The sequence below is a fragment of the Nitrincola lacisaponensis genome (genome assembly GCF_000691225.1).
Classification (GTDB): Bacteria; Pseudomonadota; Gammaproteobacteria; order Pseudomonadales; family Balneatricaceae; genus Nitrincola; species Nitrincola lacisaponensis.
In genome coordinates, this window is sequence record NZ_JMSZ01000016.1 from 86,642 (window position 1) to 113,630 (window position 26,989).

Annotated in this window: 21 protein-coding genes; 14 read left to right on the plus strand and 7 right to left on the minus strand. The window is 54.1% G+C overall.

Annotation, left to right across the window (positions count from 1 at the left end; all coding sequences use genetic code 11):
* The first annotated feature begins 37 nt into the window (after positions 1-37).
* The 5 genes from ADINL_RS03685 (at position 38) to ADINL_RS03705 (ending at position 7,454) form a co-directional block, all read left to right on the plus strand.
* A complete protein-coding gene (locus ADINL_RS03685) occupies positions 38-1,216 on the plus strand; it encodes an amino acid ABC transporter permease (protein ID WP_036544115.1) in 1,179 nt (392 codons plus the stop codon).
* A 1-nt stretch (position 1,217) separates the two neighbouring features.
* A complete protein-coding gene (locus ADINL_RS03690; RefSeq protein WP_036544117.1) occupies positions 1,218-2,312 on the plus strand; it encodes an amino acid ABC transporter permease in 1,095 nt (364 codons plus the stop codon).
* A 15-nt stretch (positions 2,313-2,327) separates the two neighbouring features.
* Positions 2,328-3,077 (plus strand): amino acid ABC transporter ATP-binding protein, encoded by a 750-nt coding sequence (locus ADINL_RS03695; protein WP_036544119.1) that lies wholly within the window; start codon positions 2,328-2,330, stop codon positions 3,075-3,077.
* 188 nt (positions 3,078-3,265) lie between these two features.
* Positions 3,266-4,321: an efflux RND transporter periplasmic adaptor subunit gene (locus tag ADINL_RS03700; protein WP_051632535.1), complete on the plus strand. Its 1,056-nt coding sequence runs from the start codon at positions 3,266-3,268 to the stop codon at positions 4,319-4,321.
* Position 4,322: 1 nt separating this feature from the next.
* Positions 4,323-7,454, plus strand: a complete 3,132-nt coding sequence (locus tag ADINL_RS03705) for an efflux RND transporter permease subunit (RefSeq protein ID WP_036544121.1) — start codon at positions 4,323-4,325, stop codon at positions 7,452-7,454.
* A gap of 9 nt (positions 7,455-7,463) precedes the next feature.
* Here ADINL_RS03705 and ADINL_RS03710 read toward each other — a convergent pair whose 3' ends face one another.
* Positions 7,464-8,141, minus strand: a complete 678-nt coding sequence (locus ADINL_RS03710) for a cytochrome b/b6 domain-containing protein (RefSeq protein ID WP_036544123.1) — start codon at positions 8,139-8,141, stop codon at positions 7,464-7,466.
* A gap of 144 nt (positions 8,142-8,285) precedes the next feature.
* On the opposite strand from ADINL_RS03710, the gene ADINL_RS15860 reads away from it, so the two are divergent.
* The 6 genes from ADINL_RS15860 (at position 8,286) to ADINL_RS03740 (ending at position 15,256) form a co-directional block, all read left to right on the plus strand.
* Positions 8,286-10,367, plus strand: a complete 2,082-nt coding sequence (locus ADINL_RS15860; RefSeq protein WP_051632536.1) for a sensor histidine kinase — start codon at positions 8,286-8,288, stop codon at positions 10,365-10,367.
* Positions 10,360-11,676 (plus strand): diguanylate cyclase domain-containing protein, encoded by a 1,317-nt coding sequence (locus ADINL_RS03720; RefSeq protein WP_051632537.1) that lies wholly within the window; start codon positions 10,360-10,362, stop codon positions 11,674-11,676. The genes ADINL_RS15860 and ADINL_RS03720 overlap by 8 nt, the downstream gene beginning before the upstream one ends.
* Before the next feature lie 198 nt (positions 11,677-11,874).
* Positions 11,875-12,924, plus strand: a complete 1,050-nt coding sequence (locus tag ADINL_RS03725; protein ID WP_051632538.1) for an ABC transporter substrate-binding protein — start codon at positions 11,875-11,877, stop codon at positions 12,922-12,924.
* Between the two features lie 61 nt (positions 12,925-12,985).
* A complete protein-coding gene (locus ADINL_RS03730; RefSeq protein ID WP_036544125.1) occupies positions 12,986-13,765 on the plus strand; it encodes an ABC transporter ATP-binding protein in 780 nt (259 codons plus the stop codon).
* Between the two features lie 16 nt (positions 13,766-13,781).
* Positions 13,782-14,564, plus strand: a complete 783-nt coding sequence (locus ADINL_RS03735) for an ABC transporter permease (RefSeq protein WP_036544127.1) — start codon at positions 13,782-13,784, stop codon at positions 14,562-14,564.
* A 41-nt stretch (positions 14,565-14,605) separates the two neighbouring features.
* Positions 14,606-15,256 (plus strand): TetR/AcrR family transcriptional regulator, encoded by a 651-nt coding sequence (locus tag ADINL_RS03740; protein WP_036544129.1) that lies wholly within the window; start codon positions 14,606-14,608, stop codon positions 15,254-15,256.
* Between the two features lie 13 nt (positions 15,257-15,269).
* On the opposite strand, the gene ADINL_RS03745 is transcribed toward ADINL_RS03740, so the two are convergent.
* Genes ADINL_RS03745 through xdhA form a run of 6 tightly spaced genes read right to left on the minus strand, consistent with a single transcriptional unit; the run spans position 15,270 to position 23,259 of the window.
* On the minus strand, positions 15,270-16,463 hold the full coding sequence (locus tag ADINL_RS03745) for a urate hydroxylase PuuD (RefSeq protein ID WP_036544130.1): 1,194 nt from the start codon (positions 16,461-16,463) through the stop codon (positions 15,270-15,272).
* A gap of 3 nt (positions 16,464-16,466) precedes the next feature.
* Positions 16,467-17,768, minus strand: a complete 1,302-nt coding sequence (guaD, locus tag ADINL_RS03750) for a guanine deaminase (protein WP_036544132.1) — start codon at positions 17,766-17,768, stop codon at positions 16,467-16,469.
* 3 nt (positions 17,769-17,771) lie between these two features.
* Positions 17,772-18,626: a 2-oxo-4-hydroxy-4-carboxy-5-ureidoimidazoline decarboxylase gene (gene uraD / locus ADINL_RS16510; protein ID WP_084154385.1), complete on the minus strand. Its 855-nt coding sequence runs from the start codon at positions 18,624-18,626 to the stop codon at positions 17,772-17,774.
* A complete protein-coding gene (gene xdhC / locus ADINL_RS03760; protein ID WP_051632539.1) occupies positions 18,613-19,470 on the minus strand; it encodes a xanthine dehydrogenase accessory protein XdhC in 858 nt (285 codons plus the stop codon). Before xdhC ends, uraD begins: the two co-directional genes overlap by 14 nt.
* Positions 19,467-21,809: a xanthine dehydrogenase molybdopterin binding subunit gene (gene xdhB / locus ADINL_RS03765; RefSeq protein WP_036544134.1), complete on the minus strand. Its 2,343-nt coding sequence runs from the start codon at positions 21,807-21,809 to the stop codon at positions 19,467-19,469. Before xdhB ends, xdhC begins: the two co-directional genes overlap by 4 nt.
* Positions 21,793-23,259: a xanthine dehydrogenase small subunit gene (gene xdhA / locus ADINL_RS03770; RefSeq protein WP_036544135.1), complete on the minus strand. Its 1,467-nt coding sequence runs from the start codon at positions 23,257-23,259 to the stop codon at positions 21,793-21,795. The genes xdhB and xdhA overlap by 17 nt, the downstream gene beginning before the upstream one ends.
* 181 nt (positions 23,260-23,440) lie before the next feature.
* On the opposite strand from xdhA, the gene ADINL_RS03775 reads away from it, so the two are divergent.
* From ADINL_RS03775 to ADINL_RS03785, 3 genes are read left to right on the plus strand one after another with little or no spacing between them, the layout of a single operon-like run.
* Entirely contained in the window at positions 23,441-24,967 is a 1,527-nt protein-coding gene (locus tag ADINL_RS03775) for an ABC transporter ATP-binding protein (RefSeq protein WP_036544136.1), read from the plus strand.
* Positions 24,964-26,049, plus strand: coding sequence for an ABC transporter permease (locus ADINL_RS03780; RefSeq protein WP_036544138.1), 1,086 nt, complete (start codon positions 24,964-24,966; stop codon positions 26,047-26,049). The genes ADINL_RS03775 and ADINL_RS03780 overlap by 4 nt, the downstream gene beginning before the upstream one ends.
* Positions 26,046-26,978 (plus strand): ABC transporter permease, encoded by a 933-nt coding sequence (locus ADINL_RS03785; RefSeq protein WP_036544140.1) that lies wholly within the window; start codon positions 26,046-26,048, stop codon positions 26,976-26,978. The genes ADINL_RS03780 and ADINL_RS03785 overlap by 4 nt, the downstream gene beginning before the upstream one ends.
* The last annotated feature ends 11 nt before the right edge of the window (positions 26,979-26,989 follow it).

Genomic DNA, 26,989 nt, shown 5'->3' on the forward strand with positions numbered 1-26,989 from the left:
TAGAGTCTTTTGGCTGTGACAGAGGCGCATATACTCGATGAAACCAACTAACCGCAACGGTCTTACCCGTCTGTTTTATAACCCGACCGCACGCAGTCTGTTTTTTCAGGCACTGGTGCTTGGCGGGTTGCTCTGGTTTGTACTCACGATTGTGGGTAATGTGACCACCAACCTGAATGCACGGGGTATCTCTTCTGGATTCGGATTCCTTAGTCAGCCTGCAGGCTTTGGTATCTCTCAATCCCTGATTGAATACAACGAGACCTTCACTTTTGGACGTACCTTTTTCGTTGGCTTGCTGAATACACTCCTGGTCTCCGCCATGGGGGTTGTTGCAGCAACGATACTGGGGGTGTTTGTCGGCATCAGCCGCATTTCGCCTAACTGGTTGCTACGAAAAATCTCGATGGTGTATATCGAAATTCTTCGTAACATCCCGTTATTGCTGCAGATCTTTTTCTGGTATTACGTGGTATTGCAAACCTTGCCACGACCCCGAGACAGTCTCAGTTTCGGTGAAACCATTTTTATTAATATCCGTGGTGTGTTTATGCCCAAGCCGATGGCTGAAACAGGGTTTGCCCTGTATGTCGGTCTATTGGTGGCAGCTGTCGTCGGGGTGATCTTCCTGGGGCAGTGGGCGAAGCGGCGCATGCGGGACACAGGACAGCAGTTTCCGGTGTTCTGGACCTCAGTGGCTATTTTGCTGGGAACTCTGGTATTGGGTTTCTTCATTACCGGTCGTCCCATTGCGCTGGATTACCCTGAACTGCGCGGCCTTAACTTCCGTGGTGGCATGTCGCTGATTCCTGAGTTGATTGCACTCTGGTTTGCCTTGACCATCTACACCAGTACTTATATTGGTGAGATTGTCCGTTCCGGTATCCAGTCGGTCTCTCATGGCCAGACAGAGGCCTGCCGTGCACTGGGCCTGAATGAAAAACAGCGTATGAATCTGGTGGTGTTGCCACAGGCCATGCGGGTGATGATTCCCCCCATGACCAGTCAATACCTTAACCTGACGAAAAACTCCTCGCTGGCGACGGCGATCGGTTATCCCGATCTGGTGTCCGTATTTGCCGGTACAACACTGAACCAGACAGGTCAGGCGATTGAAATTATCACCATGACCATGCTGGTGTATCTGACAATCAGTTTGCTGGTGTCCGCCTTTATGAACTGGTTCAACAAACGTGTTGCCCTGGTGGAGCGCTAAGATGGAAAAATTTATACCTATTCCCAGTCGTCCGGCACCGGTGGTTGAAGTCGGTCTGATCGGCTGGATGCGAAAAAATCTGTTCTCCAGCATCCCGAATACGCTGGTGACACTGTTCACTGTCTACATGATGTGGATTGTGTTGGTGCCTTTCCTGAACTGGGCGTTTATCAGTGCTGACTGGATCGGTGATTCCCGGCAGGATTGCGACAGTGGCGGAGCTTGCTGGGTGTTTGTGACGGTTCGCTGGAACCTGTTCATGTATGGATTCTATCCGGAAGATAGCTACTGGCGACCGAATCTGGCCTTTATTCTGCTGTTGGGAATTCTGGTCTGGCTGTCGGTACCGCGACTGCCATTCAAGAAGTGGGTGGCTATTGCTGCATTAACGGTTTACCCCGTGGCTGCATATACACTGCTGTACGGTGGTTTTGGACTGGATGTGATCCCGACCCACCGTTGGGGTGGCCTGATGCTGACGCTGGTGCTGGCGCTGATCGGTATCGTGGTCGCGATTCCGATTGGTATCCTGCTGGCGCTGGGGCGCCGCAGTGAAATGCCGGTTATTCGTATGGTCTGTGTGATCTTTATCGAATTTTGGCGTGGCGTTCCGCTGATCACTATTCTGTTCATGGCATCAGTGATGTTGCCACTGTTCTTTGCCGGTGGTACCGATGCTGACAAACTGATGCGTGCCTTGATCGGTATTGTCATGTTCCAGTCTGCCTATATGGCGGAAGTGGTGCGTGGTGGTTTGCAGGCGTTGAGCAAGGGGCAGTTTGAGGGGGCGGATGCTCTGGGTCTGAGCTACTGGCAGAAAATGAATCTGGTGGTGCTGCCTCAGGCACTGAAGATCATGATCCCCGGTATAGTGAATACCCTGATTTCGTTGTTCAAAGATACCAGTCTGATCGTCATCATCGGTCTGCTGGATGTGTTGGGTATGGTGCGTCAGGCGCTGGCAGATCCGGCCTGGTTAGGCTATCCGGCAGAAGGCTATCTGTTTGCTGCCTTCATGTTCTGGATCTTCTGCTTCAGCATGTCCCGTTACAGTATTTATCTTGAAGATCGCCTGAATACCGGCCATCGCAAATAATTGGAGTTCTGGTCAATGACGAACCAACAAGACTTTATCATTACCTTGAAAAATGTGAATAAATGGTACGGTGAGTTTCACGTGTTGAAAGATATCAACCTGAACGTGAAAATGGGTGAACGTATCGTAATCTGTGGACCGTCAGGCTCCGGCAAATCGACAATGATTCGCTGCATCAACCATCTGGAAGAGCACCAGGAAGGCGATATCGTGGTCGATGGTGTGTTGCTGAATAATGATCTGAAAAATATCGGCCAGATTCGTAAAGAAGTGGGCATGGTATTCCAGCACTTTAATCTTTTTCCGCATCTGACAGTGTTGCAGAACTGCACACTGGCGCCTATCTGGGTGCGCAAGATGCCGCAAAAAGAAGCGGAAGCGATTGCGATGAAATATCTGGAGCGCGTTAAAATACCGGATCAGGCAAACAAGTATCCGGGACAGTTGTCTGGTGGTCAGCAGCAGCGTGTAGCGATTGCGCGCAGCCTGTGCATGAATCCACGCGTGATGCTGTTTGATGAACCGACTTCGGCACTGGATCCGGAAATGATCAAGGAAGTACTGGATGTTATGGTTGAACTGGCTCAGGAAGGCATGACCATGCTGTGCGTTACGCATGAAATGGGCTTCGCCAAGAAAGTGGCAGACAGGGTCATTTTCATGGATGCCGGACAGATTATTGAAGAAAATGAACCTGAGTCCTTCTTCAATAATCCACAGTCAGACCGTACCAAGCTCTTCCTCAGTCAGGTACTGGGACACTAAGCTCCATTTTTTCGGACGGCGACCGATCGCCGTCCGGTTTTGACTTCTTTTACCTTTCTTTACATCCTGTGTCATCTGGACGCCATCCTGTTCAGTTACAATTCTGGTGCCATTTGAACCTATCCCGGCCCCTATCGGTCTATACTGGCAACTGCCTGTTGTGTCGAACTCCAAGGAGATATCCATTCGTGCGCCTCTTTTTTCCAGCCTTGTGTGTGTTAGCGCTTGCGATGTTATCTGGCTGTGATCAGCCGTCAGCACAAAGTGGCCCACCCATGGCCATAGAGCGCCCGCATCTGGTTGAGCTGCATCAGGTGACTCAGGAGAGTGTACGTCTGGACCGGGTGAGGACAGGAACTCTGCGAGCGATCACTCGCTATCGCCTGTTTGCCCAGGAGGAGGGGCAGATAGCTCAGTTACCCTGGTATCCGGGAGACTGGATTGATCAGGGTGAATTGCTGATGGCACTGGATGACAGTCTGTTGCGTTCGCAGATCACCCGCAGTCGTGCCGAACTCAATCGTGCTGAGCGTGATCTTGAGCGTGTGCGTGCGTTATCCCAGCGTAACCTGGTCTCTGTGGAAGAGTTGCAACGGCGTGAGACTGAACTGGAAATTGCGCGTGCAGAACTGGCGATTTTAACCACCCGTCTGAGTTACACCCGTATGGCGGCACCCTTTTCCGGGGTTGTAACGGAGCGGCTGTCTGAACCGGGAAACTTTGCGTCCAAAAACACCCATCTGTTGACGCTGATAGATCCTCAGTCAGTTGTCGTGGATTTGCAGTTGTCGGAGCAGGTGATTACCCACCTGCGAGTGGGTGATGAGGTGGAGATTCAGCTGGATGCTTTGGGTGCCCGTCAGTTCCCGGGCAAGATTACCCGGATTTATCCAGAAGTCGATCCACTGACACGTCGTGGGCAGATCGAGATACGTCCTGATCCTGTGCCTGACGGTGCGCTGCCGGGACAGCTGGCCAGGGTCAGTTTGTCGGCTAATCTGCAGCAGCGCATGATGATTCCCTTTGCGGCGTTACGCTATGAGCAAGGTGAGTATGTATATGTGATGAATGAAGACCGCAAGATTGAAAAGCGTGAGGTAATCACCGGATTACGCGTAGCGGATCGTGTCGAAGTACTCAGTGGCTTGGAGTCAGGAGATCGTATCGTTATCCGTGGCTTCATGGGGTTGACTGAAGGTCGTGAAGTGCTGCCGGTGATACCCCTGGCGGAGCGGGAGGCCTGATATGTCAGTACAGGTGCAGCGCCATGGTGCCGGGTTAGCCGGTTGGTCGATCAAACATCCGGTCGGTGTGTCGATGATTGCCCTGGCCGTGATTGTCCTGGGAGTATTTACCCTCAGTCGCCTGTCTGTGGATCTTTTGCCACGACTGATTTATCCGGAAATCCGGGTAAATATCAGTGATCCCGGGGTGCCTGCACTGGTGATGGAGGATCGGGTCACGCGGTTTCTGGAAGAACAGCTGGCCGTGACCGAGGACATGGTCAGCATACAGTCCAGTACCGGTCAGGGACGAGCTGCAGTCGACCTGATTTTTCCCTATGGCAAGGATATTGATGTAGCGCTGCGTGATGCCAGTACCCGCCTGGATCGTGCGCGTCGCTTGTTGCCGGATACCATCGATCAGCCCACCATCTTTAAACGGGATCCATCACAAATACCGGTGATGCAATTTGCTATCAGCTCGGCTTTACGTGATCCGGTTGAATTGCGCAGCTGGGTCGATGATGTGTTTGCCAACTGGTTTATCAATTTGCCCGGTGTGGCCGCTGCCGAAGTGGGCGGTGGACTGGAGCGCGAGATCCAGATCTTACCGGATCCCATGCGTTTGGCAGGTCTCGGATTAGAGCTGGATGACCTGGTCGATGCCCTGACACGCAATCATCGGGAGGACCCGGCCGGGCGTCTGCGAACAGACCGGCAGGAAATCAGTGGCCGGATTAGTGGGCGTTTTGAGAGTGTCGAGGCCTTGTCCGGTCTGGCGATTCCACTGGCTGATGGTAGCAGTGTGTCGCTGGATGAGGTCGCATTGATTCTGGATACTCACAAGGATGAGCGCTTGCGCATCCGCGCCAATGGCATACCGGCGTTGCAGTTGTCCATTCAGAATCAGCCGGATGCCAACACCATTGCTGTGGCCGATCATGTGCAGGCGCGCATGCAGTGGTTGCGTGAACAGGGCCTGATCCCGGCCGATATTGCCATTTATCCGATTATGGATCAGTCCATCTATGTGCGTCAGGCTCTGAATAACTCGGTGTTGGCGGTGATCAGCGGTGCGCTGTTGGCAATGTCTGTTGTGTATGTGTTCCTGGGCAATTTGCGACGAACCCTGATTATTGGCAGTGCCATACCGATTGCCGTCATGGTGACTTTCGTATTGATGGGATTGGGTAATCTGACGTTGAATATCATGACACTGGGTGGCCTGGCGCTGGGTGTCGGGATGCTGGTAGACAATACCATTGTGATGCTGGAAAACATCTACCGGCATCAGCGAGAAGGTGAGTCGAGCCAGGAGGATGCAGCTAACGCGGCGGCTGAAGTCAACAGCGCCATTCTGGCATCCACCTCTACTAATCTTGCGGCGATTTTACCCTTCCTGTTTGTGGGCGGTCTGGTTGGGCTGTTGTTCCGTGAGCTGATAATTACCATATCGGCTGCTGTAGTGGCTTCCATGGTGATTGCCCTGACCCTGGTGCCCGCGCTTTCATCTCGCGTATTGACCCATAAAACCAGCCGATTCCGCCGTTGGGTGGACCGCAGCATTGAAGCCTTGCAGTCGCTCTATGGTCGTTTGATTGCGGGGGTGCTCAAGTATCGCTGGCCAGTACCCCTGGTGTTTATCGGTTTGCTGGTGTTCAGTGCACCGACTTTTTTCAGTGGCGCCCAAACCTTCCTGCCAACTCTGGATGATGGTCAGGTGGATATTCGCCTGATTGGCGACCCGGACATTACACTGGATGAAATGGACCAGCGAGTACTGAAGGTTGAAGCACTGATCCACCAGGATGAAGACGTCGCCAGTGTGTTTGTAGTGTCCGGTGGTTTTGTCTGGGGACGATCTTCACGGGAGGCGGCCAATCAGGCCAGTCTGTCAGTTCAGCTGGTGGCTTTGTCAGAGCGTGATATCACCGCGCAGGAGTGGATTAACCGGATGAACCGCAAGGTGGCCGAAGAGCAGTTGGCAGGTGTGCAGGTGCGCATGCGTCAGCGAGGTATCCGAGGCATCCGTACCAGTACCAGTGATGATGATATCAGTGTACGCATACAGGGACCGGATCTGGATGTCCTCGATCAGCTGGCACGTGACTCGGTTGAACGTATGAACGCTGTGGAGGGAATTCAGAACCTGGCATTTTCCTCTGAAGAGCAGGTGCTTGAACTGGATTTTCGGGTCGATCGCGAAAGGGCGGTGGCGCTGGGCATCGATGTACAGGATATCAACGCTGCATTGATGATGGCGCTGGAAGGACGTGTCGTGACCGATTTTTATGAGGGTGGACGTGGTTTTGATATCCGCGTTCGTTTGCCGGATCACCTGGCTCAGGATGTTCAGGATCTGGAGTCTGTGATGCTGTTCCCTTCCTCAAATGGCCGTCAGCCCGTGTATCTGGGTGATATTGTACGGGTTGAGCTAACCAAGTCGCCAGGCACTATCCGGCGTGACAGTCAGATGCGTATCGTTGAAGTGACCGCATCTTTGGTTGCCGGGTATCCTCTGGGTGAGGTGTTGCAGCAGATTGATCAGGTGCTGGCGGATCAACGTTTGCCGGAGGGCTATAGTCGCTTTGATGGTGGCGCGGGGCAGACTTTGCAGGAAGGTCAGCGTTTGACCGGCATTTTGCTGTTACTGGCACTGTTTCTGGTATTTGTGGTGATGGCGGTGCAGTATGAGTCCTTGCGTAACCCGCTGGTGATTATTCTCAGTGTACCCTTCAGTGCCATAGGTGTCGCCGCTGGCCTGAATCTGTTGGGCATGCCGATCTCCATGCCGGTCTGGCTGGGAATGATTATGCTGGCGGGAATTGTGGTGAATAATGCGATTGTACTGGTTGAGTATATCGAATTGCAGCAGGATCGCGGAATGCGTCGGGACGAGGCGATTATTGCGGCAGCCCGGTTGCGTCTGAGACCGATCCTGATGACCACCATGACGACGGTGGCGGGGATGTTACCCCTGGCTATTGGTATAGGTGAAGGTTCAGAAATGCTGCAACCTCTGGCGGTTGCGATCGTGTTTGGTTTGAGCTTTTCAATGCTGGTTGGTTTGCTGCTGGTACCGGTGATCTATTCTTATCTGCAACCGTCCGAGCGCAGGACCAGTGCCCTGGCCCAGACTGTTAGCACTGCTTGAGTAACGATCTCAGAAATAAAAAATATACCCGACACTGCCGACGGACAGAACCAGGGCGATTGCAAAACGTACCCAGGGAAAACTGGCTTCTGCTTGCAGGGCGCGCTTGTCTGGCGCTGTCTCGTCCAGTGGTTTTCGCCCGGTGATCATGGCTTTGACCAGTGCTTCACCCAGCAGTTTGTACACAGCGATGGCGACCAGATGCAAAGCGACCAGAATCAGAATCCAGTCAAAGAAGCGACGGTGCCAGCCGCTCATCCAGCGAACTGTATCACGATCAGCCGAGTTCACCAGTGGACCCGAAAACAGAATATCATCGGTGGTGAACAGGCCGGTCAGCAGCTGAAATCCCAAGGCACTCAGTAATACAACCACCATCAATCCGCCCAGTGGATTGTGACCCAGGTAATGCAGGGGCTGGCGCTTCAACAGTGCGCTGGCGTATCGCCACCAGGCAGCAGGGCCGGTAATAAATCGACTGAAACGGGCGGCCGGGGTGCCAATAAAGCCCCAGATGATACGGTATACCAGCATTCCCATGAGGATCTGTGCCAGCAGCATATGATGTTCCAGCGCATCAAAGTTTTCACTTTGCGTGGCAGAGAACCAGAGCAAAAACAGCAGCACCGGCAAACTCCAGTGAAACACCCGTATACTCCAGTCCCAGACTTTAATCTCCGTGTTCATGACAGGATCCTTTGTTCAAATTAGAAAAAAACCATATACACAGACAGCATAACATACCGAAAAGTTTAACTGGCAGCATTTGAGCTGATGCAAGTTAGCGCTTATGATGAAAACTGTTATTCACAAAGATTGATAATACCGCCTATGTCTGGCACTTTGCCTGCGCTTCCCCGAACAACTGCCGTGAATCTGGCCCTGGTGTTGCTGGGCATGCTGATTTTGTTATCTCTGTATCTGCTGCACCGTTCATCTACTCAGGATTATCAACAGCAGCGACTGTTGCAGGTAGAGCAGTCTGTGCGCTCTTTGTCCTTGACACAACGAGAGCTGGTGAATGCCCGTTTGCATGAAGTGGACCGCAGTCTGCTCACGTTGCGACGCTTATCAGAGCATTCAGGCGCCAAGGGTGACGAGTTGCGGGAATATATGCTGTCACGCCAGCTCTCCAGCCCGGAATTACTGGATTACTTCTGGCTGGATCGACAGGGGGAGATGCGAGTACGTACTTTTGATCAACCCGCTCCTGTTGTTGCTGACCGTGACTATTTTCGTGTTCACCAGCATCGGACTATTGATCAGCCTTACCTCTCTTCACCCGCCTGGTCCAGAATGCACGATCCACATCTGTTTATTGCCCTGAGTCGACCGGTATTCAATAGTGATGGCGTGTTCGATGGTGTGTTGGTAGCGGCCATAGATGTCAATGTGCTGGCTGAAGAACTGGGACAGATTACGGAACAGGCTGACTTGACGACAGCACTGCTGACGCTGGAAGGCGAGTTGATTTATCGTATGCCAAAAATAAATCTGCAACCCGGCCTGATGGTGGCGCAGGTCATGCAATGGCAGGGTGAACCGCCGGATAACTATACCTATCGTGGTGCTGCACCGGTGGATGGCAAATGGCGGCAGACCGCCTATCAACGTCTGGATGACTGGGGTCTGCTGGTTGTCGTGACCCAGGATCTGGAAGCTGTATTGCAGGATATTGAGCGATTTTATCAGCGTGAAAGTTATAAGTTTGCGCTGATGGCTTTATTTGCTGTTTTGGCTTTGGTGTTCTGTGGCTGGATGGTACAGCGTCAACGGCGTCTGGATCAGTATATGAACGCCCAGTTGCGCGAAAGCCATGAGCGTTTGATGGAAGCGCAACAGCAGGCACATCTGGGGCATTGGGAGGCCGATCTGAGTCAAGGGACATTATGGTGGTCTGATGTTATTTTCGATATCTATGGTCAGGACTCTCAGAGCTGTCAGCCTACCCTGGATAGTTTTGTCCAGGCCATTCATCCCGATGATCGTGACGCAGTTTTAAGCCTGTCAGTTGCGCCCGGTCCACAGGGTGTAGTGGATGTTCAGCATCGTATTGTCCATTCTGATGGGGCTGTGCGTTGGGTACATCAGCGCGTGCGGGAAGTTGTGGATGAACAGGGCAGGCGGCTGTTAGGGTCAACACAGGATATTACCGAACAGAAGCTGCATGAAGAGGCGATCCGGCGTCAGGCTGAAGCCCTGCAGGCATCGAATGATGAACTGGAACAGTTTGCCTATGTGGTGTCGCATGATCTGCGGCAGCCGTTGCGCATGATTATCAGCTTTTCCAAGGCGCTGGAACCGCCGCTGTCGCAACTTCAGGATGCCTCTGTGCATGAATATCTGGGCTATATTCATGAGGGAGGGCAGCGTCTGGATGAGATGCTGGTGTCACTGCTGGAGTATTCCCGGGTTGGACGTGGTGGTGAGCCTGTCAGTGCCTGTTCTGTTGCTCAACTCAGAGATGAGGCGTTGATCTATCTGGGTCCGGAAATTCGATCATCGGGTGCTGAAATTGAAATCGATGGGGAATGGCCGGTTTTGCCGGTGAGCCGCAATGAAGGTGTACGCCTGTTCCAGAATTTGATTGGTAATGCCCTGAAATTTCATGCCCCGGAGGCGGTACCACGTATCCGCCTGACAGGAGAGTGTCGATCTGATCTCTGGCTGTGTCGTATCACTGATCAGGGAATCGGTATTGATCCGGCGCAGCTGGAGCGGATATTCAAGGTGTTCCAGCGACTGAATCCCCGCTCCGCCTATCGTGGGGAGGGTATCGGGTTGGCTGTGTGTCGAAAAATTGTACAGCGTCATGGCGGTGAAATTCATGCAGAGTCCAGAGGTTCTGGGCAGGGTGCCTGTATTCATTTTACCCTGCCCTTGATGACGTCAGAGGAGAGTTCGGGTGCTTGATAGAGAAATTCAGTTGGTATCGAACCGCCATCGGGTGTTGTTGATCGAAGATGAGCCTGGTGATGTTGCTCTGATTCAACTGCATTTGCAGGAAAAAGATGCGGATGCGTTTTCACTCAGCGTGGCCGCGACGCTGGCGGAAGCCATGACATGGCTGGAGCAGAGTGACGAGCTGCCGGATGTCATTCTGCTGGATCTGAACTTGCCGGATAGCGCCGGTCTGGTGACACTGCTGAATCTTAAAGAGAAGAGTCGTGATATTCCGATCGTGGTATTGACCGGTGTTGATGATACCCGGCTGATTCGTGAAGCCCTGAAATCCGGTGCTCAGGACTATCTGGTTAAAGGAACAGATGGGCAGGCGCTACGTAAAGCGCTGCGTTATGCCATAGTGCGGCATGAACGGGACCAGACTGCACGGCTGTCGGAAGCGGTTTTTAATATTACCGATACCGGCATCATGATGCTGGATCGTCACTTTCTGATACGTCAGTACAATCCGGCTTTCCTGCGCCTGACCGGTTTGACCGCACCTCTCAAGTCAGGCCTGACGCCACATATGCTGCCTTGCCAGTTTCAGGCGACCCGCAGTTGGGAGGTGCTGTTGGATGAGTTGCAGGAAAAGGGTGCCTGTGCCGATGAGCTGGCCTGTCGTTTGCCGGGTTGTGTTGAGCGTGTACTGTCGATGCGTGCCCATGCTGTCTATACCTCGGACGGCTATGTTTCCGGCTATGTGATGGTATTTGATGATATTACCGAACGTAAACGGGTACAGGAAAAGCTGGCATATCAGGCCACCCATGACAGCCTGACCGGTTTGCCGAATCGTACCCTGTTTCATGATCGTCTGCAGCAGTCAGTCACCGAGGCCAATCGTTATGGCACTGCTTTCGCGCTGATGTATATCGATCTGGATGGCTTCAAACCTGTTAATGACACTCTGGGGCACAGTGCAGGAGACCAAGTGTTAATTGAGGTCGCCCGGCGTATTGAGTCGGTGGTGCGTCAGTCAGATACCGTAGCGCGCTTGTCGGGTGACGAGTTCGCCGTGATACTGGGGCATTGTGATGACCTGGCCAAGGCGGAAACCGTCGCAGAGAAGCTGTTGGCAACGTTTGCTGTACCGATGCATTTACCGCAGGGGCGGGTCAATATTGGCGCCAGCATCGGTATTGCGGGTTGCCCGGCTGATGCGCGTGACGCACACTATTTGCTGAAAGCAGCGGATGAAGCCATGTATCAGGCCAAACGTCAGGGAAAGCATCAGGTCTGTCGTTATACTGCGCACAGTCCAGGTGCGCCTGAGTAAATCCGCCTTATTTTGGTGCGCGCTAAGCGCCTTACCTTCTGGTTAGCTCCCTGAGTGCAGGATCTGTGGTCTGGCATAAGTATTGCTATAAAACTGACTAACCGGTCAGTTTTGTGGTGCCCGCCAACCGTCTGTGGGTGTTCTGGTCTGCAAAACGGATACCGAAACAACGTCCGATTCAGACAAAAGGAATACGCTATGAATACTGCAAAACGTACCACGTTGAAACGGCTGGCGGCCATTTGTGGTATGGCTGCCTGTGTCAGTTTGCAGCCGCTGCTTGCTTCGCCTGTTCACGCATCAACATCGATCAATTTTACCCTGGACTGGCGCTTTGAAGGCCCTTCTGCACCGTTTTTGCTGGCGCTGGACAAAGGCTATTTCGCTGAAGAGGGGCTGAGTGTCAATATTGATTCAGGTAATGGCTCTGCAGGCGCGGTGACACGCGTGGCGACAGGGGCTTACGATATGGGACTGGCTGACTTTAATGCGCTGATTGAACATGCTGCCGCCAATCCCGATGCAGGTATGCAGGCTGTGTACATGCTCTACAACAATACGCCTGCTGCCGTTTTTACCCTGAAAGATTCCGGTATCGATACGCCTGCAGATCTGGCAGGCAAAACGCTGGCAGCCCCGGTATTTGATGCCGGTCGCAAGGCCTGGCCTGCGTTTGCATCTCACAATGATCTGGCTGTAGACAGTGTGACCTGGCAGAGTGTCGATCCTGCTATCCGTGAAACCTTACTTGCGCGCCGTCAGGTAGATGGCATCACCGGTTTCTATTTCACCAGCCTGCTGAATCTGGAAGCTCGCGGTATTGCACCTGAGATGATTACCGTAATGCCCTATGCGGATTTTGGCGTGGCCTTGTATGGCAATGCCATTATTGCCAGTGACAAGTTGCTGGCCGAGAACCCGGAGGCTGTAGCCGGGTTTGTCCGGGCGTTCAACCGCGCGTTACTGGAAACACTGGAAGATCCTGCGGCGGCGGTGAAGCATGTGAAGCGTCGTGATGCGCTGGTCGATGAGGCGCTGGAACTGAGACGCCTGAAGTTGGCTCTGGACGCTCAGGTGGTGACTGACGAAACCCTGGTCGAGGGGCTGGGTGCTGTCACACAGGCGCGTCTGGAGCAGTCTATCGCCGAAGCGGTCAGTGCGTTTGGTCTTGAGAGCACTCCGGAGGCAGCACGCCTGTTCAATGCCGAGTTTCTGCCAGAACTGAGCAGTCGTAGCGTTTCCCGTTAATTTGTCCTTGCCCTGTCTGGCAGTTTTGGCAGGGCAAGGCGTCACAGCTCGAGAACTCGATATGGCATTTGTAACCTTTGAACAGGTCAGCCTTGCGTATGAAGAAGGCGGTCCCTTGGCGATACGTGACATCTCACTGTCGGTTAAAAAAAATGAATTCATTGCGGTGGTGGGACCTTCCGGTTGCGGCAAGTCTACTTTGATGAAGCTGGTGTCAGGTCTGTCTGAACCCACTTCCGGTTATGTGTATCTGGACGGGCGTCAGGTGTCCGGGCCACAGAAGTGTATCGGTATGGCGTTCCAGGCTTCCAATCTGTTGCCATGGCGGACTACATTGCAGAATGTCATGTTGCCACTGGAAATTGTGCAGCCTTACCGTTCACAGATGCGCCGACAGCGTAAAGTCTTTGAAGAGATGGCCAGGGCTCTGCTTGCCCGGGTGGGACTGGCTGGCTGGGAGGACAAATACCCCTGGGAGTTGTCCGGTGGTATGCAGCAGCGCGCATCCATCTGTCGCGCTCTGATCCATAAACCGGAACTGCTGATGCTGGATGAACCCTTCGGTGCGCTGGATGCGTTTACCCGTGAAGAGCTGTGGTGCATGTTGCAGGATCTCTGGCAGGAACAGCCCTTTACGGTTGTACTGGTCACGCATGATCTGCGTGAAGCGGTTTTCCTGGCCGATACGGTCTATGTGATGAGTAAAGGCCCGGGTGAAATTCTGGTGCGCCGGGAGGTGGATTTGCCACGCCCGAGGACCCTGGAAGACACCTATACCGAGAGCTTTGCATCCCAGGTGCATGTGCTGCGTGACCATATTGGTGCCATTCGGCAGCACTGAAGCGAGGAAGGACAGGATGGCGTTTAATCGACGAAAATTTATGATCCGTAATGCCAGCTGGATGTTGATGCTGGTATTGCTGTTGTTGTGGGAAGCCTTGTGTGTCGGCCTGCAGGTGCCTGAGTATCTGTTCCCGGCACCCTCTGCTGTCTGGAGTGCGGGTGTGGCACGCTGGGAGCCCATTCTGATGCATGCCTGGCAGACATTCTTTACCACCCTGGTCGGATTTGGTATCGCGGTGGTGGTCGGGGTTGTGCTGGGGGTTGCTGTGGGTACCTATCCGCTGGTCTACAAAGCACTCTACCCTCTGTTGGTAGGCTTCAACAGTATTCCTAAAGTTGCCTTTGTTCCGGTATTGGTGGTGTGGTTTGGTATTGGCACGGTTCCGGCGATTCTGACGGCCTTTCTGATTTCGTTTTTCCCGGTGCTGGTGAATGTCGCGACCGGATTGGCAACACTGGAACCTGAGCTGGAGGATGTGATGCGCTCATTAGGTGCATCTAAACTGGATATCCTGCGTAAAGTGGGCTTGCCGCGAGCATTACCCTATTTCTTTGCATCCCTGAAGGTGGCGATTACGCTGGCCTTTGTCGGTTCGGTTATTTCAGAAACGGTAGCCTCCAATATGGGTATCGGCTATCTGATGATGGCTGCCAGCTCCTCGATGGATATGGCACTGGTCTTTGCCGGATTGATCGTGATCGGTGTGATGGGCGTGGTGATGTATGAGCTGTTTGCCTGGATGGAAAAACGCTTTACCCGCTGGGCAAATCGCGGTAGTAATAGTGCAGCAATTTAAGTCTGTACGGGGTGAGCTGTACACCCCGCCTGGAGTGAAGTTTGTCAGATAGCAACGCTGCCCGATCCAGTAAACCTGCTGGTCGTATCCGTAAACAGAACCAGACCCTGATCATCCGTGCGGCCGAAGTGGAGTTTGCCGAAAAGGGTTTCAGTGGTGCCAGCATTCAGGCAATAGCCAGTCGGGCAGGGCTGCCGAAAGCCAACATTCATTACTACTTCAAACACAAGGAAGGCCTTTATCTGGCGGTCCTGAATCATATTATTGAGAAGTGGGATGAGACGCTGGATCAGCTGACACCAGCAGATGATCCAGCGGTAGTTCTGCCCGCCTATATACGGCGTAAGTTGTCATTTTCCCGCGAAGATGGATTGGCTTCGCGAATCTTTGCTGCGGAAATCATTGGCGGTGCCCAGTATCTGAAAAACTATTTTAGTGACGAGTATGCTGCCTGGTTTTCCGGTCGGGTTGCCGTGTTCCGTGCCTGGATAGAGCAAGGCAAGATGGACAGTGTGCTGGCACCGGAGCATCTGTTATTCATGATCTGGTCCACGACTCAGCATTATGCTGATTTTGCCGTGCAGATAGCGGCGGCTCTGGACAAGGCTGAACCGGATGAAGCGGATTTCAAGGCAGCCGAGCAGACGCTGGTGCATGTCATTCTGAAAGGCTGTGGCATTACTCCGTCGTAATGCCACACCGGTCTCATCTTTGGCGCTGCTGTTGAATCCACTGACCCAGCAGGGCACGTTCCTCCAGGGTCATCTGGGTTTTATTCATGAAAGGCATGTCATGCGTCAGCAGTGTTCGAGCCTCAATCCGGTCGATCTGGCGTTGTATGTCAGATGCCGTTTCCAGATATACCCCACCCGGTGAAACCCGGAAAATATCATCGCTTGGCTGACGGCTGTGACAGGTTGCACAGCGCTCCATGACAATACTGAAGGCTTGCTGATCACTGACTGGTTGCTCACTGGCGTCGAAGGTCGGCAAGGGTTGCGGCCTTGCCAGTACAATCAATAGCAGAAAAGCGATCAATGCACTGACCAGAATCGACGGTTTCACGATGCCCTGATGACGCAGGTTGAAAAAGTGTCTTGCCCAGGCTCCGATCAGCATCAGTGCGCCCAGAATGGCCCAGCCATACTCGTGACTGTAAGTCATCGGCGAATGATTGCTGAGCATGATAAACAGGACCGGAAGGGTTGCGTAGTTGTTGTGGGTGGAGCGCCGTTTGGCATTCAGGCCATACTTGGGATCAGGTGACTGGCCCTGTTCAACAGCCCGGACCAGCGCACGCTGTGATGGCATGATGGTGGTGAATACGTTGGCGGCCATGCAGGTTCCAATCAAGGCGCCGATGTGGATATAGGCCGCCCGGTTGCCAATGTACTGGCTCAATAGCCAGGCCAGGAAGGTCAGGAGTCCCAGCAGCACCAGTCCGAGTAACACTGGCTTGTCAATCAGCGGGGTGCGGCAGAGTCCTTCATACGCCAGGAAACCGACCAGCAGCGTCGCCAGCCCAAGCCCTATCGCTTGCCACTGATTCAGATCCGCTTTGGCCGGGTCAATCATGTAGCTGGATGCACCGACATAATAAATCAGGATCAGCAGGAACATACCGGTGATCCAGGTGGAATAGGCTTCCCATTTAAACCAGTGCAAGCGGGCCGGCATTTTTTCCGGGCCCAGCTGGTACTTGGCTATTTCATAGAAACCGCCTCCATGAATGGACCAGAGATCACCCTTGATACCCTTGTCTTTCTTCCATTGAGGTGGCGTTTCCAGTGAGTTGTCCAGCCAGACAAAGTAGAAGGATGCGCCTATCCAGGCGATAGCTGTGACCACATGCAACAGGCGAATCAGCAGGTGCAGCCAGTCATAAAAATAGGGATCCATGGCTTAAGCCTCCTGAGAATAGGCCAGTTGGCCAAGAATGTAGGTGGCAGCAATCAATCGGTCATCTCCCAGTGTGGCCAGTACAAAGAGTTTTTCCGACAAGGTTTTGCAGTGCTGTATACGGAAACTGAGCAGAGGCGTCGACTCAGGGTCTATGACGATAAAGTCAGCTTCCTTGCCAGGCAGGAAGTTACCGATGTGCTGATCCAGAGACAGCGCCCTGGCCCCACCTAGCGTGGCGAGATAAAACGCCCGGTCCGGGTGCAATGAGTGTTGCAGCAACTGCTGTACCTTGTAGGCTTCACCAAGTGTCCGGAATAACGAGAAACTGGTGCCGCCACCGACATCTGTACCCAGTGCAAAGCGTACACCCTGATCGGTCAGGCGCGACATGTCGAACAGTCCTGAACCGAGAAACAGATTTGATGTCGGGCAATGTGCCAGTACTGTGCCCGAATCTGCCAGTCGCTGACAGGCGGAGTCGCTGAGATGAATGCCATGCGCATAGACACAGTGGGGCCCCAGTAAGCCTGCCTGTTCATAGGCATCGAGATAGTCGCGGGCTTGAGGGAAAAGCTCGGCTACCCAGGCCAGCTCATCGCGATTTTCCGCGAGATGGCTTTGTAAATACAGACCGGGATACTCCTGCATCAGCCGTCCGGCAGCCTGCAGCTGTTCAGGGGTGCTGGTAGGTGCAAACCGTGGGGTGACGGCGTAAGATAGACGCGCCTTGCCATGCCAGCGTTCAATCAATGCTTTGGAGTCGGTATAACTGCTTTCAGCGGTATCACATAAACCGGCAGGAGCGTGGCGATCCATCATCACCTTGCCGGCAATCATGCGCAGTTGATGCTGTTCAGCGACCTCAAAAAACGCCTCCGTAGACTGCGGGTGGACCGTGGTAAACACCATCGCCGTGGTGGTGCCATTACGCAGCAGTTCCTGCACAAAACGTTCGGCAATTGCCGAGGCATAGGCTTTATCGGAGAACTTCATTTCCGTCGGAAAAGTATAGTTGTTCAGCCAGTCCAGCAGTTGCCGGCCATACGATGCGATGACTTCCGTTTGCGGGTAATGGGTGTGCAGATCGATCATGCCGGGCATCAGCAGCTTGCCTGAATAATCTTCCAGCGGCGTGCCCGTGGGTAGCGATGGCATCATCGAGGCATAAGGACCGACTGCACGTATACGACCGGATTCAACCAGCAGCAGGCCGTCCTCAATATATTCTCTGGCCTGGTCCGGATGGCTGTGAGGATCTTCCAGATAGTGCAGGATGGAACCACGAAAAGCGCGCATAGTCATGAATCATGAACCTCGGTAAGTAGAGTAGCCAAACGGGCTGACCAGCAGGGGGATGTGATAATGAGCGGCTTCAGCATCCAGTTGGCACTCGATCTCGACCTGTGGATAAAAGCAGGGTTGCTGCTGTTGGACAAAGTAGTCTTGCAGATGAAACCGTAACCGATAACGGGTGTTTTCCAGCGGTTGTGTGTCTTTCAGCAGGTTGGCGATCCGCCCGTCGGTGTTGGTGGTCTCTTCATTCAGCATAATCCAGCTTTGATCCGGTTGGCATTTGAATAACTGAACCCGAATACCGGCGGCGGGCTTGCCCAGCGTGGTATCCAGTATATGTGAGGAGATTCGTGGCATGACGGTATCCTGTAGAAGCTTGGCTAAACGAATTTGGGTGATTTTTTGTTGCTCTGCGGCAGCCAGCTGAATTTCGGTGTTGCGATCATTCTCCAGGCGAGCCTGAAGCAATGCCAGCATTTCAGCAGCAGATTTGCCGGTAGCGCAGACGATAAAAATAAAACCGAAGCGCTCTTCATAGGCCTGGTTACCTGCCGCCAGGGCTTGAAGTGTGGCTTCATCTGCGTGATTGACCGACGCTTGCTCTCCGGCAGCCAGGGCTTTGCTGTCCGCATACTTGGCGCGTAATGAGCCGACATCCCCAATTTTGGGGTGGCCTTCAAATGCCTGCAGATAATCCTGTTGCGTCAGTGCTGCCCAGATGTGTTCCGCTGTCGAGAACAGCTGTGCTGCAGTAGTAAAGGGACGTGCTGCCAGCATGGCCTCAATCCATGCATCGCTGACGCAACATTGGCGCAACTGATAACGGGCGGAGGGAGTGTCCAGCTGATTAAACTCATTCAGTGTCATGAGGGTTTCCAGTCAGAGTCGCTTGAATAGTATTCAGCTCAGACAGGCTGAGCTGAGTGGATGGTAGCTGTGTGTCTGTCAGGGTCTGATACTGCTGAATTACCCGGGCAGCAATGGAAACGGCAACCTCCATGGGGCGTTTGCCGCCTATCTGTGGCAGGCCAACCGGGCTTTCAATCTGTGCGATGGCATTCTGATCAAATCCGGCATGTTGCAGTCGGTGACGAAAACGGGCTGCTTTGGTTTTGGAGCCGATCAATCCGATCAGTCCTTGATGCTGCTGCATCAGTGCCTGATGGCACAGACGGTAATCCTGATCATGGCAATGCGTCATGATCAGCACACTGGCTGATGCTGGGACCTGAGCCATCACGTCAACAGGGTCGGCAGGACTGAAGTAGTGTATATCTGCCATTCTGGGTGTCGGAAACTGCTCAGTGCGGCTATCGACCCAGTTGAGCGTCAGAGGCAGTCCCTGCAGAATCTGTATCAGTGCCTGACCCACATGCCCGGCACCAAACAGCCAGAGGCTCTGGCTGGCGTGGCAGAAGCTTTCAAACAGCAGTGTCGCGTGTCCACCGCAACACTGGCCCAACGCCGCTGCCAGTGGGTATTTGACCAGTCGCTGACCGCGGGTGCCTTCCTGCAGCAGCAGTCGTGCCTGTTCAATCGCATGCAGCTCCAGGTTACCGCCGCCGATAGTGTCATAAAGCTGTGTAGCGGTGACCAGCATTTTACTGCCGGTATTGCGGGGCACAGAACCGGCGGTGCCGATCACACTCACCAGCACATGTGCCTCGTCACTGCGTTGCAGGCGCGCCAGCGCATCACTCCAGCGTATCATCGCCTGTCTCCGTTCAGTTTTTGCCGGAGTGCTTCAACTGCCATCAGCACCCGTTCGGGGGTTGCGGGAGTGTCCAGGTCCGGACTGATACGGTAGTCGCTGAGGCTGCTGATCGCATCACGCAAGGCGGACCAGACGGAAATTGCCAACATCAGTGGGGGTTCACCCACCGCTTTGGAATGATAAATGGTGTCTTCAGTATTGGCGTGATCAAACAGTTTGACATTGAAGACCGGTGGCGTATCACTGATGGCCGGAATCTTGTATGTGGCAGGCGAGTGACTGAGCAATTGTCCGTCAGGGTTCCATACCAGCTCTTCGGTGGTCAACCACCCCATACCCTGAATAAAACCGCCCTCAATCTGACCGATATCAATGGCCGGATTCAGGCTGTGACCGACATCATGCAGTATATCTGCCTGTAACAAGCGATACTCGCCGGTCAGTGTGTCGACCAGCACTTCAGACACCGCTGCGCCAGTGGCAAAGTAAAAGAATGGACGACCCTGAGCCGTTTCCCGGTCATACCAGATTTTCGGTGTACGATAGTAACCGGTTGCCGACAAGGAGATTCTGGCGACATAGGCCTGTTGTACCAGTTCGGCAAAGGGCATGGACTGTGATGTCCCCCAGCAGACCTGATTATCGGAAAAACGTATCTCTGAGGCGGCGATGCCCTGTTGCTCAGCAAGAAAATCACTCAGACGCTGCCTGAGCGTCAGCGCTGCCTGTTCAGCGGCTTTACCATTCAGATCGGCACCACTGGATGCCGCTGTCGGTGAGGTGTTGGGCACCTTGTCTGTGCGTGTTGCCGTAATGCGTATCTGCGACAGGTCAACTCCCAAGGTCCGGGCAACGACCTGAGCCACCTTGGTATGCAGCCCTTGGCCCATTTCGGTGCCGCCATGATTGAGTTGCAGGCTGCCATCGGTATAGATATGCAGCAGGGCACCGGCCTGATTCAGGTGCTGCAGGGTAAAGGAAATGCCGAATTTAACCGGTGTCAGTGCCAGGCCGCGTTTCAGAACAGTGTTGAGTTGATTCCAGTGGCTGATGGCGGTGCGCCGGGCACGATAGTGACTGCTGGACTCCAGCTCATCAATCAGACGCTGCAGGGTGTCAAACTCGACCTGTTGATGATAGGGCGTCAGATCGCGCGCTTCTGCGTAGAGGTTGCGCTTGCGAATATCCAGCGGGTCACAACCGAGGTGTCGGGCAATATCATCCATGGCCCGTTCAATAATCAGCATGCCCTGAGGACCACCAAAGCCGCGGAAGGCCGTATGCGAGACGGTATCTGTGGCGACCCGGTGGCCACGTATGTCAGCGTTGGGCAGGAAATAGGCATTGTCGGCATGAAACATGGCGCGGTCGACAATGGCATCAGTCAGGTCTGGTGAGTGTCCGCCATTACCTATGACCTCTATGTCAGCAGCCAGGATTCGGCCCTCATGATCGCAGCCCAGATGATAGCGATTGACAAACGGGTGACGCTTGCCGGTCATCTGCATATCGTCTTTGCGCGGTAAACGCAGTTTCACCGGACGACCGGTTTTCGCCGCCATCAGTGCGGCCAGACATGCCCAGGGGGCCGCCTGGGTTTCCTTGCCGCCAAAACCACCACCCATGCGACGCATATCCACAGTGACCTGATGAAAAGACAGATTCAGTACTTCGGCGACCAGTTTTTGTACTTCACTGGGGTGTTGGCTGGAGGTGTAGATCAGCATGTCACCGTCTTCGCCGGGGATGGCGAGGCTGACCTGACCTTCCAGGTACAGGTGTTCTTGTCCGCCAATGTGCATTTTCGCCTGCAGTTGAATCGGTGATGCCTGCAAGGCTTTGGCACAATCACCCAGCTGCATGCGATGGCTGGGCCGTAACAGTTGTTGCTGTGCCAGAGCTACTTCGGCATCCAGTTGGGGTGCTTGGATTTCATAGTCAATTTCAGCCAGCAGAGCCGCCTGACGAGCCGCTTTTTCACTGCTGGCAGCCACCAGTGCAATCGGCTGTCCGGCATAGCGGATTGCGTCCCGGGTCAGAACCGGGTCGCCAGGAAAAACCGGCCCTATATCCGTATGCCCGGGTACATCGTCAAGCGTTAGCACGTCTATGACGCCGGGTGCCCGTCTGACAGCCTGCAGGTCTAAATGGCGAATCCGGCCCTTGGCGATGCGACTGCCAATGACGGCGGCGAACAAGGTGCCCTGTGGCTCGATGATGTCATCCACATAGCGTGCCGAACCGCTGACATGTAAGCGGGCACTGTCGTGTGCGACAGACTCACCTGCTGCTCCTTGTGGTTTGCTGGCAGGATGAATCTCAGTCAGTGTGCGCATAGTGGCTGACCTCCAGTGAATGCTGTTGTTGGTCTTCCAGAACCGCTCTTAACAGCAGGTTGGCGGCACTACGCAGGCGATATTCAGCTGATGCCCTGACATCCGTGAGTGGACTGAAGTCCTGTGTCAGTGCCTGTTGCGCTGCCTGAATACCGTCGGCAGTGAAAGTCTGGCCCTGCAGGGCGGCTTCTGCCTGATAGGCGCGTGCAGGTGTTGCAGCCATACCCCCAAAGCCCAGACGAGCCTCAAGGATTCGTCCCTGATGCCGTTTCAGATGTATCGCCAGGCACACAGCAGAAATATCGTCATCGAGTCGCTTTGAGAGCTTATAGATACGTAACAAACTGTCTGGCTGTAAACGCGGCAGAATTAATGCTTCGATAAATCCGCCTGCGGGCAGTCGGGTTTGCCGATAACCGGTAAAAAAGTCATCAATCGCTATTTCCGTGACGCCCTGTGGATCACGAATACGCAGTCGGGCGTTCAGTGCCAGCAGCACGGGCGGCATGTCGCCAATAGGGGATGCATTAGCGATATTGCCGCCCAGGGTGCCCTGATTGCGGACCTGCAGTGATCCGAGTCGATGCAGCAATCCAGCCAGCGGGGGAAAGGCTGCGGTCAGGGCCGCTTCGGCTTCACTGTAAGTGACGGCTGCACCGATCACCAGAGCCTCATCCTGTTCCTCTATGCGCCGCATTTCCGCCACTCGACGGGTGGAGATCAATCTGGGCAGGGGGCGTAGCTGCTGAGTGGTTTCCAGTGCCAGATCGGTTGCACCGGCTACCAGGCGAGCATCCGGATACCGGGCCATCAGTTTGAGCAAGGATTGGCTGTCACGGGGCTGGGCAAAAAATGCCTCATTACCTTGCTGCAGTGTGATGTCACCCGTGTCGCTGGCCTGAGCGGCAGTGAGCTGCTGACGGATGCTGCCGGTCTGGGCATCAAACTGATCCGGCTGCGGATTTTTTAGCAGGGATCTGGCCGCATCTATAATAGGACGGTATCCGGTACAGCGGCACAGATTGCCCCCCAGTGCCTGATGTATCTGCAGCAGGGGGTTATCGGAGGAGCTGGCATCGGGCTGGTGAGTCAGTGCAAACAGTGACATCACAAAGCCCGGCGTACAAAAGCCACACTGGGAAGCATGCTGGTCAACCAGTGCCTGCTGGACCGGATGGAGTTGATCGGTGGACTGGCTCAGTCCTTCGACAGTAATGACCTGACAAGCGTCCACGGCCCCGAGAAAGGTGATGCAACTGTTAATCGCACGATAGCGCAGGCCATTTGCATCCGGTTCGGCGAGCACGACGGTACAGACACCACAATCCCCGGATGCGCAACCCTCTTTGGTACCACGCTGCACCAAGTGAGTGCGAAGATACTCCAAAAGAGTCGTATCTGGTGCACACTCATCCACCTGGATGAGGGTCTGATTGAGCATAAATTGCATGCGATGCTTCCTGATGACGAGTGATTGAGGATTTTACTCAACTATAGATCAAATAAAACCTGACTGCTTGGCCAGGAAATTGCAGGAAGCTTGCCAACTTTTAAAAAAATGGAGTTTGCCTGCAAAAGGTGTTTATATTTCAGGGTTTCTGCAGGCAGGTGTTTTAAGCAAGGGGTAGGGTATGCGTAAGCCGTTGTTGTGTCTGGAGGGGCTGACTAAAGCCTATCCGGGTGTGCTGGCTAATGATGATGTGTCATTTGAGATCGGTGAGGGCCAGGTACATGCACTTTTAGGTGAGAACGGTGCTGGCAAATCCACACTGGTGAAGATGATCTATGGCTTGGTCAAGCCCGATAAAGGGCAGATGACATTGCGTGGGCAGTCCTATGCACCGGGCCAGCCATCCGAAGCCCGACTCAAGGGTGTGGCGATGGTGTTTCAGCATTTCAGCCTCTTCGATGCGCTGGATGTTGCTGAGAATGTTGCGCTGGGGATGGAAAATCCTCCGGCGATGCGCGATCTGGCGCGACGTATTCGTGAAGTCTCTGAAGAGTATGGCCTGCCACTGGACCCCTCTCGCCTGGTGGGTGATCTGTCGGCAGGTGAACGCCAGCGGGTCGAGATCGTCCGTTGTTTGCTGCAGGACCCGAAACTCCTGATCATGGATGAGCCGACCTCGGTGCTGACACCTCAGGAAGTCGAAGTACTGTTCAAGACTCTGCGGCAACTTTCTGCTGAAGGCACCGCCATTCTGTATATCTCGCATAAACTGGATGAGATACGTGCACTCTGTGATGAGGCCACGATTCTGCGCGGTGGGCGCAAAGTGGCGACCTGTGATCCACGGGAAAAAACGGCACGAGAACTGGCGGAGTTGATGGTCGGACAGGTACTGACGCCACCCGAGCGTGAAGAGCGTCCCATGGGCGATGTGGTGTTGCAGGTGGAGAATCTGTCATTGGCATCCAATAATCCATTTGGCACTTCACTGAAAGACATCTCCTTCTCACTGCGTGCCGGAGAAGTGCTGGGTATCGCTGGTGTGGCCGGGAATGGCCAGGATGAACTGTTATTGATGCTCTCGGGGGAGTTGTTGGCGCCCTCTGCACAGGTGCAGCTGAAAGGGCAGTCCATCGGTCATCTGGGGCCGAATGCGCGCCGTACCCTGGGATTGGTAGCTGCTCCGGAAGAACGCCTGGGACATGCGGCTGCACCGGATATGAGCCTGACAGAAAATGCACTGCTATCGGGTGCTGAACGTAAGGGGTTGACCCGTTTCGGTTTTATCGACTGGCGAGCAACCGGTGAGTTCGCGCGTGATATTATTGCCCGTTTTGATGTGCGCACTCCGGGACCGCATGTGCTGGCGCGGGCATTATCAGGAGGCAACTTGCAGAAGTTTGTCATCGGTCGCGAAATTGAGCTGAACCCGGATGTCATCATCGTCAATCAGCCTACCTGGGGGGTCGATGCAGCTGCTGCCGCGTTTATCCGTCAGGCATTGCTGGATCTGGCGAACAAGGGGGCGGCGGTATTGGTCATTAGTCAGGACCTGGATGAGTTACTGGAAGTGGCTGACAGTTTTGCTGCATTGAATGAAGGGCGTTTGACGCCGGTTCGGTCTGCCAAAGGGCTGAGCGTAGATGAAATCGGTTTGATGATGGGCGGTGCACATGATATGCATCCGGCTCATGAGGGTGCTGCATGATCCGGCTTGAAAAACGTAAAGAGCCTTCCAAGTTTTGGCGTATTGCCAATCCATTTCTGGCAGTCGCCCTCACCATGCTGGCGGGTGGCATCATGTTTGCGATGCTGGGCAAAGACCCGTTGGTTGCCATACGGTTGATCTTCTTCGATCCGATTTTCTCTGAAACCTTTGGCAGTTACTCGCGACCTCAACTGCTGATCAAGTCTGCACCGCTGATCCTGATCGCGGTGGGGCTGGCAATCGGCTTCAAAGCCAACATCTGGAATATTGGTGCAGAAGGGCAATACATTATCGGCGCCCTGTTTGGTGCAGGGGTGGCGCTGGCATTCTTCCCGCAGCCGGGCTGGTACATTTTCCCGCTGATGGTGCTGGCAGGTGCCTTTGGTGGTTTCCTCTGGGCGATGATCCCGGCAATCCTGAAGACCCGCTTCAATACCAATGAAATTCTGGTATCGCTGCTGCTGGTGTATGTGGCCGAGAAAATCCTTGCGGCCATGGCGCTGGGACTGATGCGTAACCCTGATATACCCGGATTTCCCGGCTCGCGTGACTTGCGTCGCTATGAAGCCGCACACAATGCCGAGCTGTTTGCCGGAACCGGTATTCACTGGGGGGTCGTGGCGGCCCTTATTGCGGTGATCTTTGCCTACGCGATGATGAAGCGGCATATGCTCGGTTACCATGTTCAACTGGCTGGACAGGCACCGCGTGCCGCCCGGTTCGGTGGCATTTCACCTACCCGGCTGGTGGTGATCTGTCTGGGTATTTCCGGTGCCCTGGCGGGCCTGGCGGGAATGTTTGAAGTCTCGGGTCCAGGTGGACAGGTACGTATAGAGTTCGCTTCAGGCTATGGTTTTACGGCAATTATCGTAGCCTTCCTGGGCCGTTTGAATCCTGTCGGGATCGTATTGGCCGGATTGTTGCTTGGGTTGACCTATATCGGTGGTGAACTCAGTCAAATGATGTTGCAGCTGCCCAGCTCTGCTATTCAGGTCTTCCAGGGAATGCTGCTGTTCTTTTTGTTGGCGCTGGACTTCCAGACCCATTACCGACTGCGATTGACAAGGGGTGTTCGCACATGATGATTGGCTCGATCAATATTGCTGTGTTGCTGGCGGCGCTGATGGTTGCCGCAACCCCCATACTGCTCGCTGCGATTGGTGAACTGGTGGTGGAAAAGGCCGGTGTGCTGAACCTGGGTGTAGAAGGCATGATGATTATGGGTGCCTGTGTGGGGTTTATCGTCGCGGTCAATACCGGCAGTCCGTTGATGGGATTTATAGGCGCAGCTCTGGGTGGGATCGCACTTTCGCTGTTGTTTGCTTTGCTGACGCAGGCGCTGATGACCAATCAGGTAGCCTCTGGTCTGGCGTTGACACTGTTTGGTCTGGGGCTGTCTGCTCTGCTGGGGCAGAAGTATGTCGGGATCACTCCGCCGCGTACGCCGAAACTGGATCTGGGTCCCTTGTCAGAGATCCCATTTTTCGGGCGGGCACTGTTTTCGCATGACATTATGGTCTATCTGACACTGGCACTGGTGGCCGCTGTCTGGTGGTTTCTGAAGTATGCCCGGGCTGGCATGATCCTGCGTGCAGTGGGTGAGAACCATGATGCGGCGCATGCACTGGGCTATCATGTGAAACGTGTCCGCGTACTGGCCATTATGTTTGGTGGTGCCTGTGCTGGATTGGGTGGCGCTTACCTGTCGTTGATTCGTGTTCCGCAGTGGACTGAAGGCATGACGGTGGGTATCGGCTGGATCGCTCTAGCGCTGGTGGTGTTTGCCAGCTGGAGACCCTGGCGTGCCATGGCAGGTGCTTATCTGTTTGGCGGGATTGTGGTGTTGCAGCTGAATCTGCAGGCCGCCGGTGTGAAAATACCGGTTGAGTATCTGTCCATGTCCCCCTATCTGATTACGATTGCTGTACTGGTGTTTATTTCGTCGGGCAAGGCGCGAGGAGCACTGAATGCTCCCGGATCGCTGAACCGGCCTTTTCACGCCTCGAATTGAGGCATTACGCT

Bases quoted from the DNA above. Each gene is read 5' to 3' on its own strand.
- ADINL_RS03685 (WP_036544115.1), top strand. From the start codon at position 38: ATGAAACCAACTAACCGCAACGGTCTTACCCGTCTGTTTTATAACCCG.
- ADINL_RS03690 (WP_036544117.1), top strand. From the start codon at position 1,218: ATGGAAAAATTTATACCTATTCCCAGTCGTCCGGCACCGGTGGTTGAA.
- ADINL_RS03695 (WP_036544119.1), top strand. From the start codon at position 2,328: ATGACGAACCAACAAGACTTTATCATTACCTTGAAAAATGTGAATAAA.
- ADINL_RS03705 (WP_036544121.1), top strand. From the start codon at position 4,323: ATGTCAGTACAGGTGCAGCGCCATGGTGCCGGGTTAGCCGGTTGGTCG.
- ADINL_RS03710 (WP_036544123.1), bottom strand. From the start codon at position 8,141: ATGAACACGGAGATTAAAGTCTGGGACTGGAGTATACGGGTGTTTCAC.
- ADINL_RS15860 (WP_051632536.1), top strand. From the start codon at position 8,286: ATGTCTGGCACTTTGCCTGCGCTTCCCCGAACAACTGCCGTGAATCTG.
- ADINL_RS03725 (WP_051632538.1), top strand. From the start codon at position 11,875: ATGAATACTGCAAAACGTACCACGTTGAAACGGCTGGCGGCCATTTGT.
- ADINL_RS03730 (WP_036544125.1), top strand. From the start codon at position 12,986: ATGGCATTTGTAACCTTTGAACAGGTCAGCCTTGCGTATGAAGAAGGC.
- ADINL_RS03735 (WP_036544127.1), top strand. From the start codon at position 13,782: ATGGCGTTTAATCGACGAAAATTTATGATCCGTAATGCCAGCTGGATG.
- ADINL_RS03745 (WP_036544130.1), bottom strand. From the start codon at position 16,463: ATGGATCCCTATTTTTATGACTGGCTGCACCTGCTGATTCGCCTGTTG.
- guaD (WP_036544132.1), bottom strand. From the start codon at position 17,768: ATGACTATGCGCGCTTTTCGTGGTTCCATCCTGCACTATCTGGAAGAT.
- uraD (WP_084154385.1), bottom strand. From the start codon at position 18,626: ATGACACTGAATGAGTTTAATCAGCTGGACACTCCCTCCGCCCGTTAT.
- xdhC (WP_051632539.1), bottom strand. From the start codon at position 19,470: ATGATACGCTGGAGTGATGCGCTGGCGCGCCTGCAACGCAGTGACGAG.
- xdhB (WP_036544134.1), bottom strand. From the start codon at position 21,809: ATGCGCACACTGACTGAGATTCATCCTGCCAGCAAACCACAAGGAGCA.
- xdhA (WP_036544135.1), bottom strand. From the start codon at position 23,259: ATGCAATTTATGCTCAATCAGACCCTCATCCAGGTGGATGAGTGTGCA.
- ADINL_RS03775 (WP_036544136.1), top strand. From the start codon at position 23,441: ATGCGTAAGCCGTTGTTGTGTCTGGAGGGGCTGACTAAAGCCTATCCG.
- ADINL_RS03780 (WP_036544138.1), top strand. From the start codon at position 24,964: ATGATCCGGCTTGAAAAACGTAAAGAGCCTTCCAAGTTTTGGCGTATT.
- ADINL_RS03785 (WP_036544140.1), top strand. From the start codon at position 26,046: ATGATGATTGGCTCGATCAATATTGCTGTGTTGCTGGCGGCGCTGATG.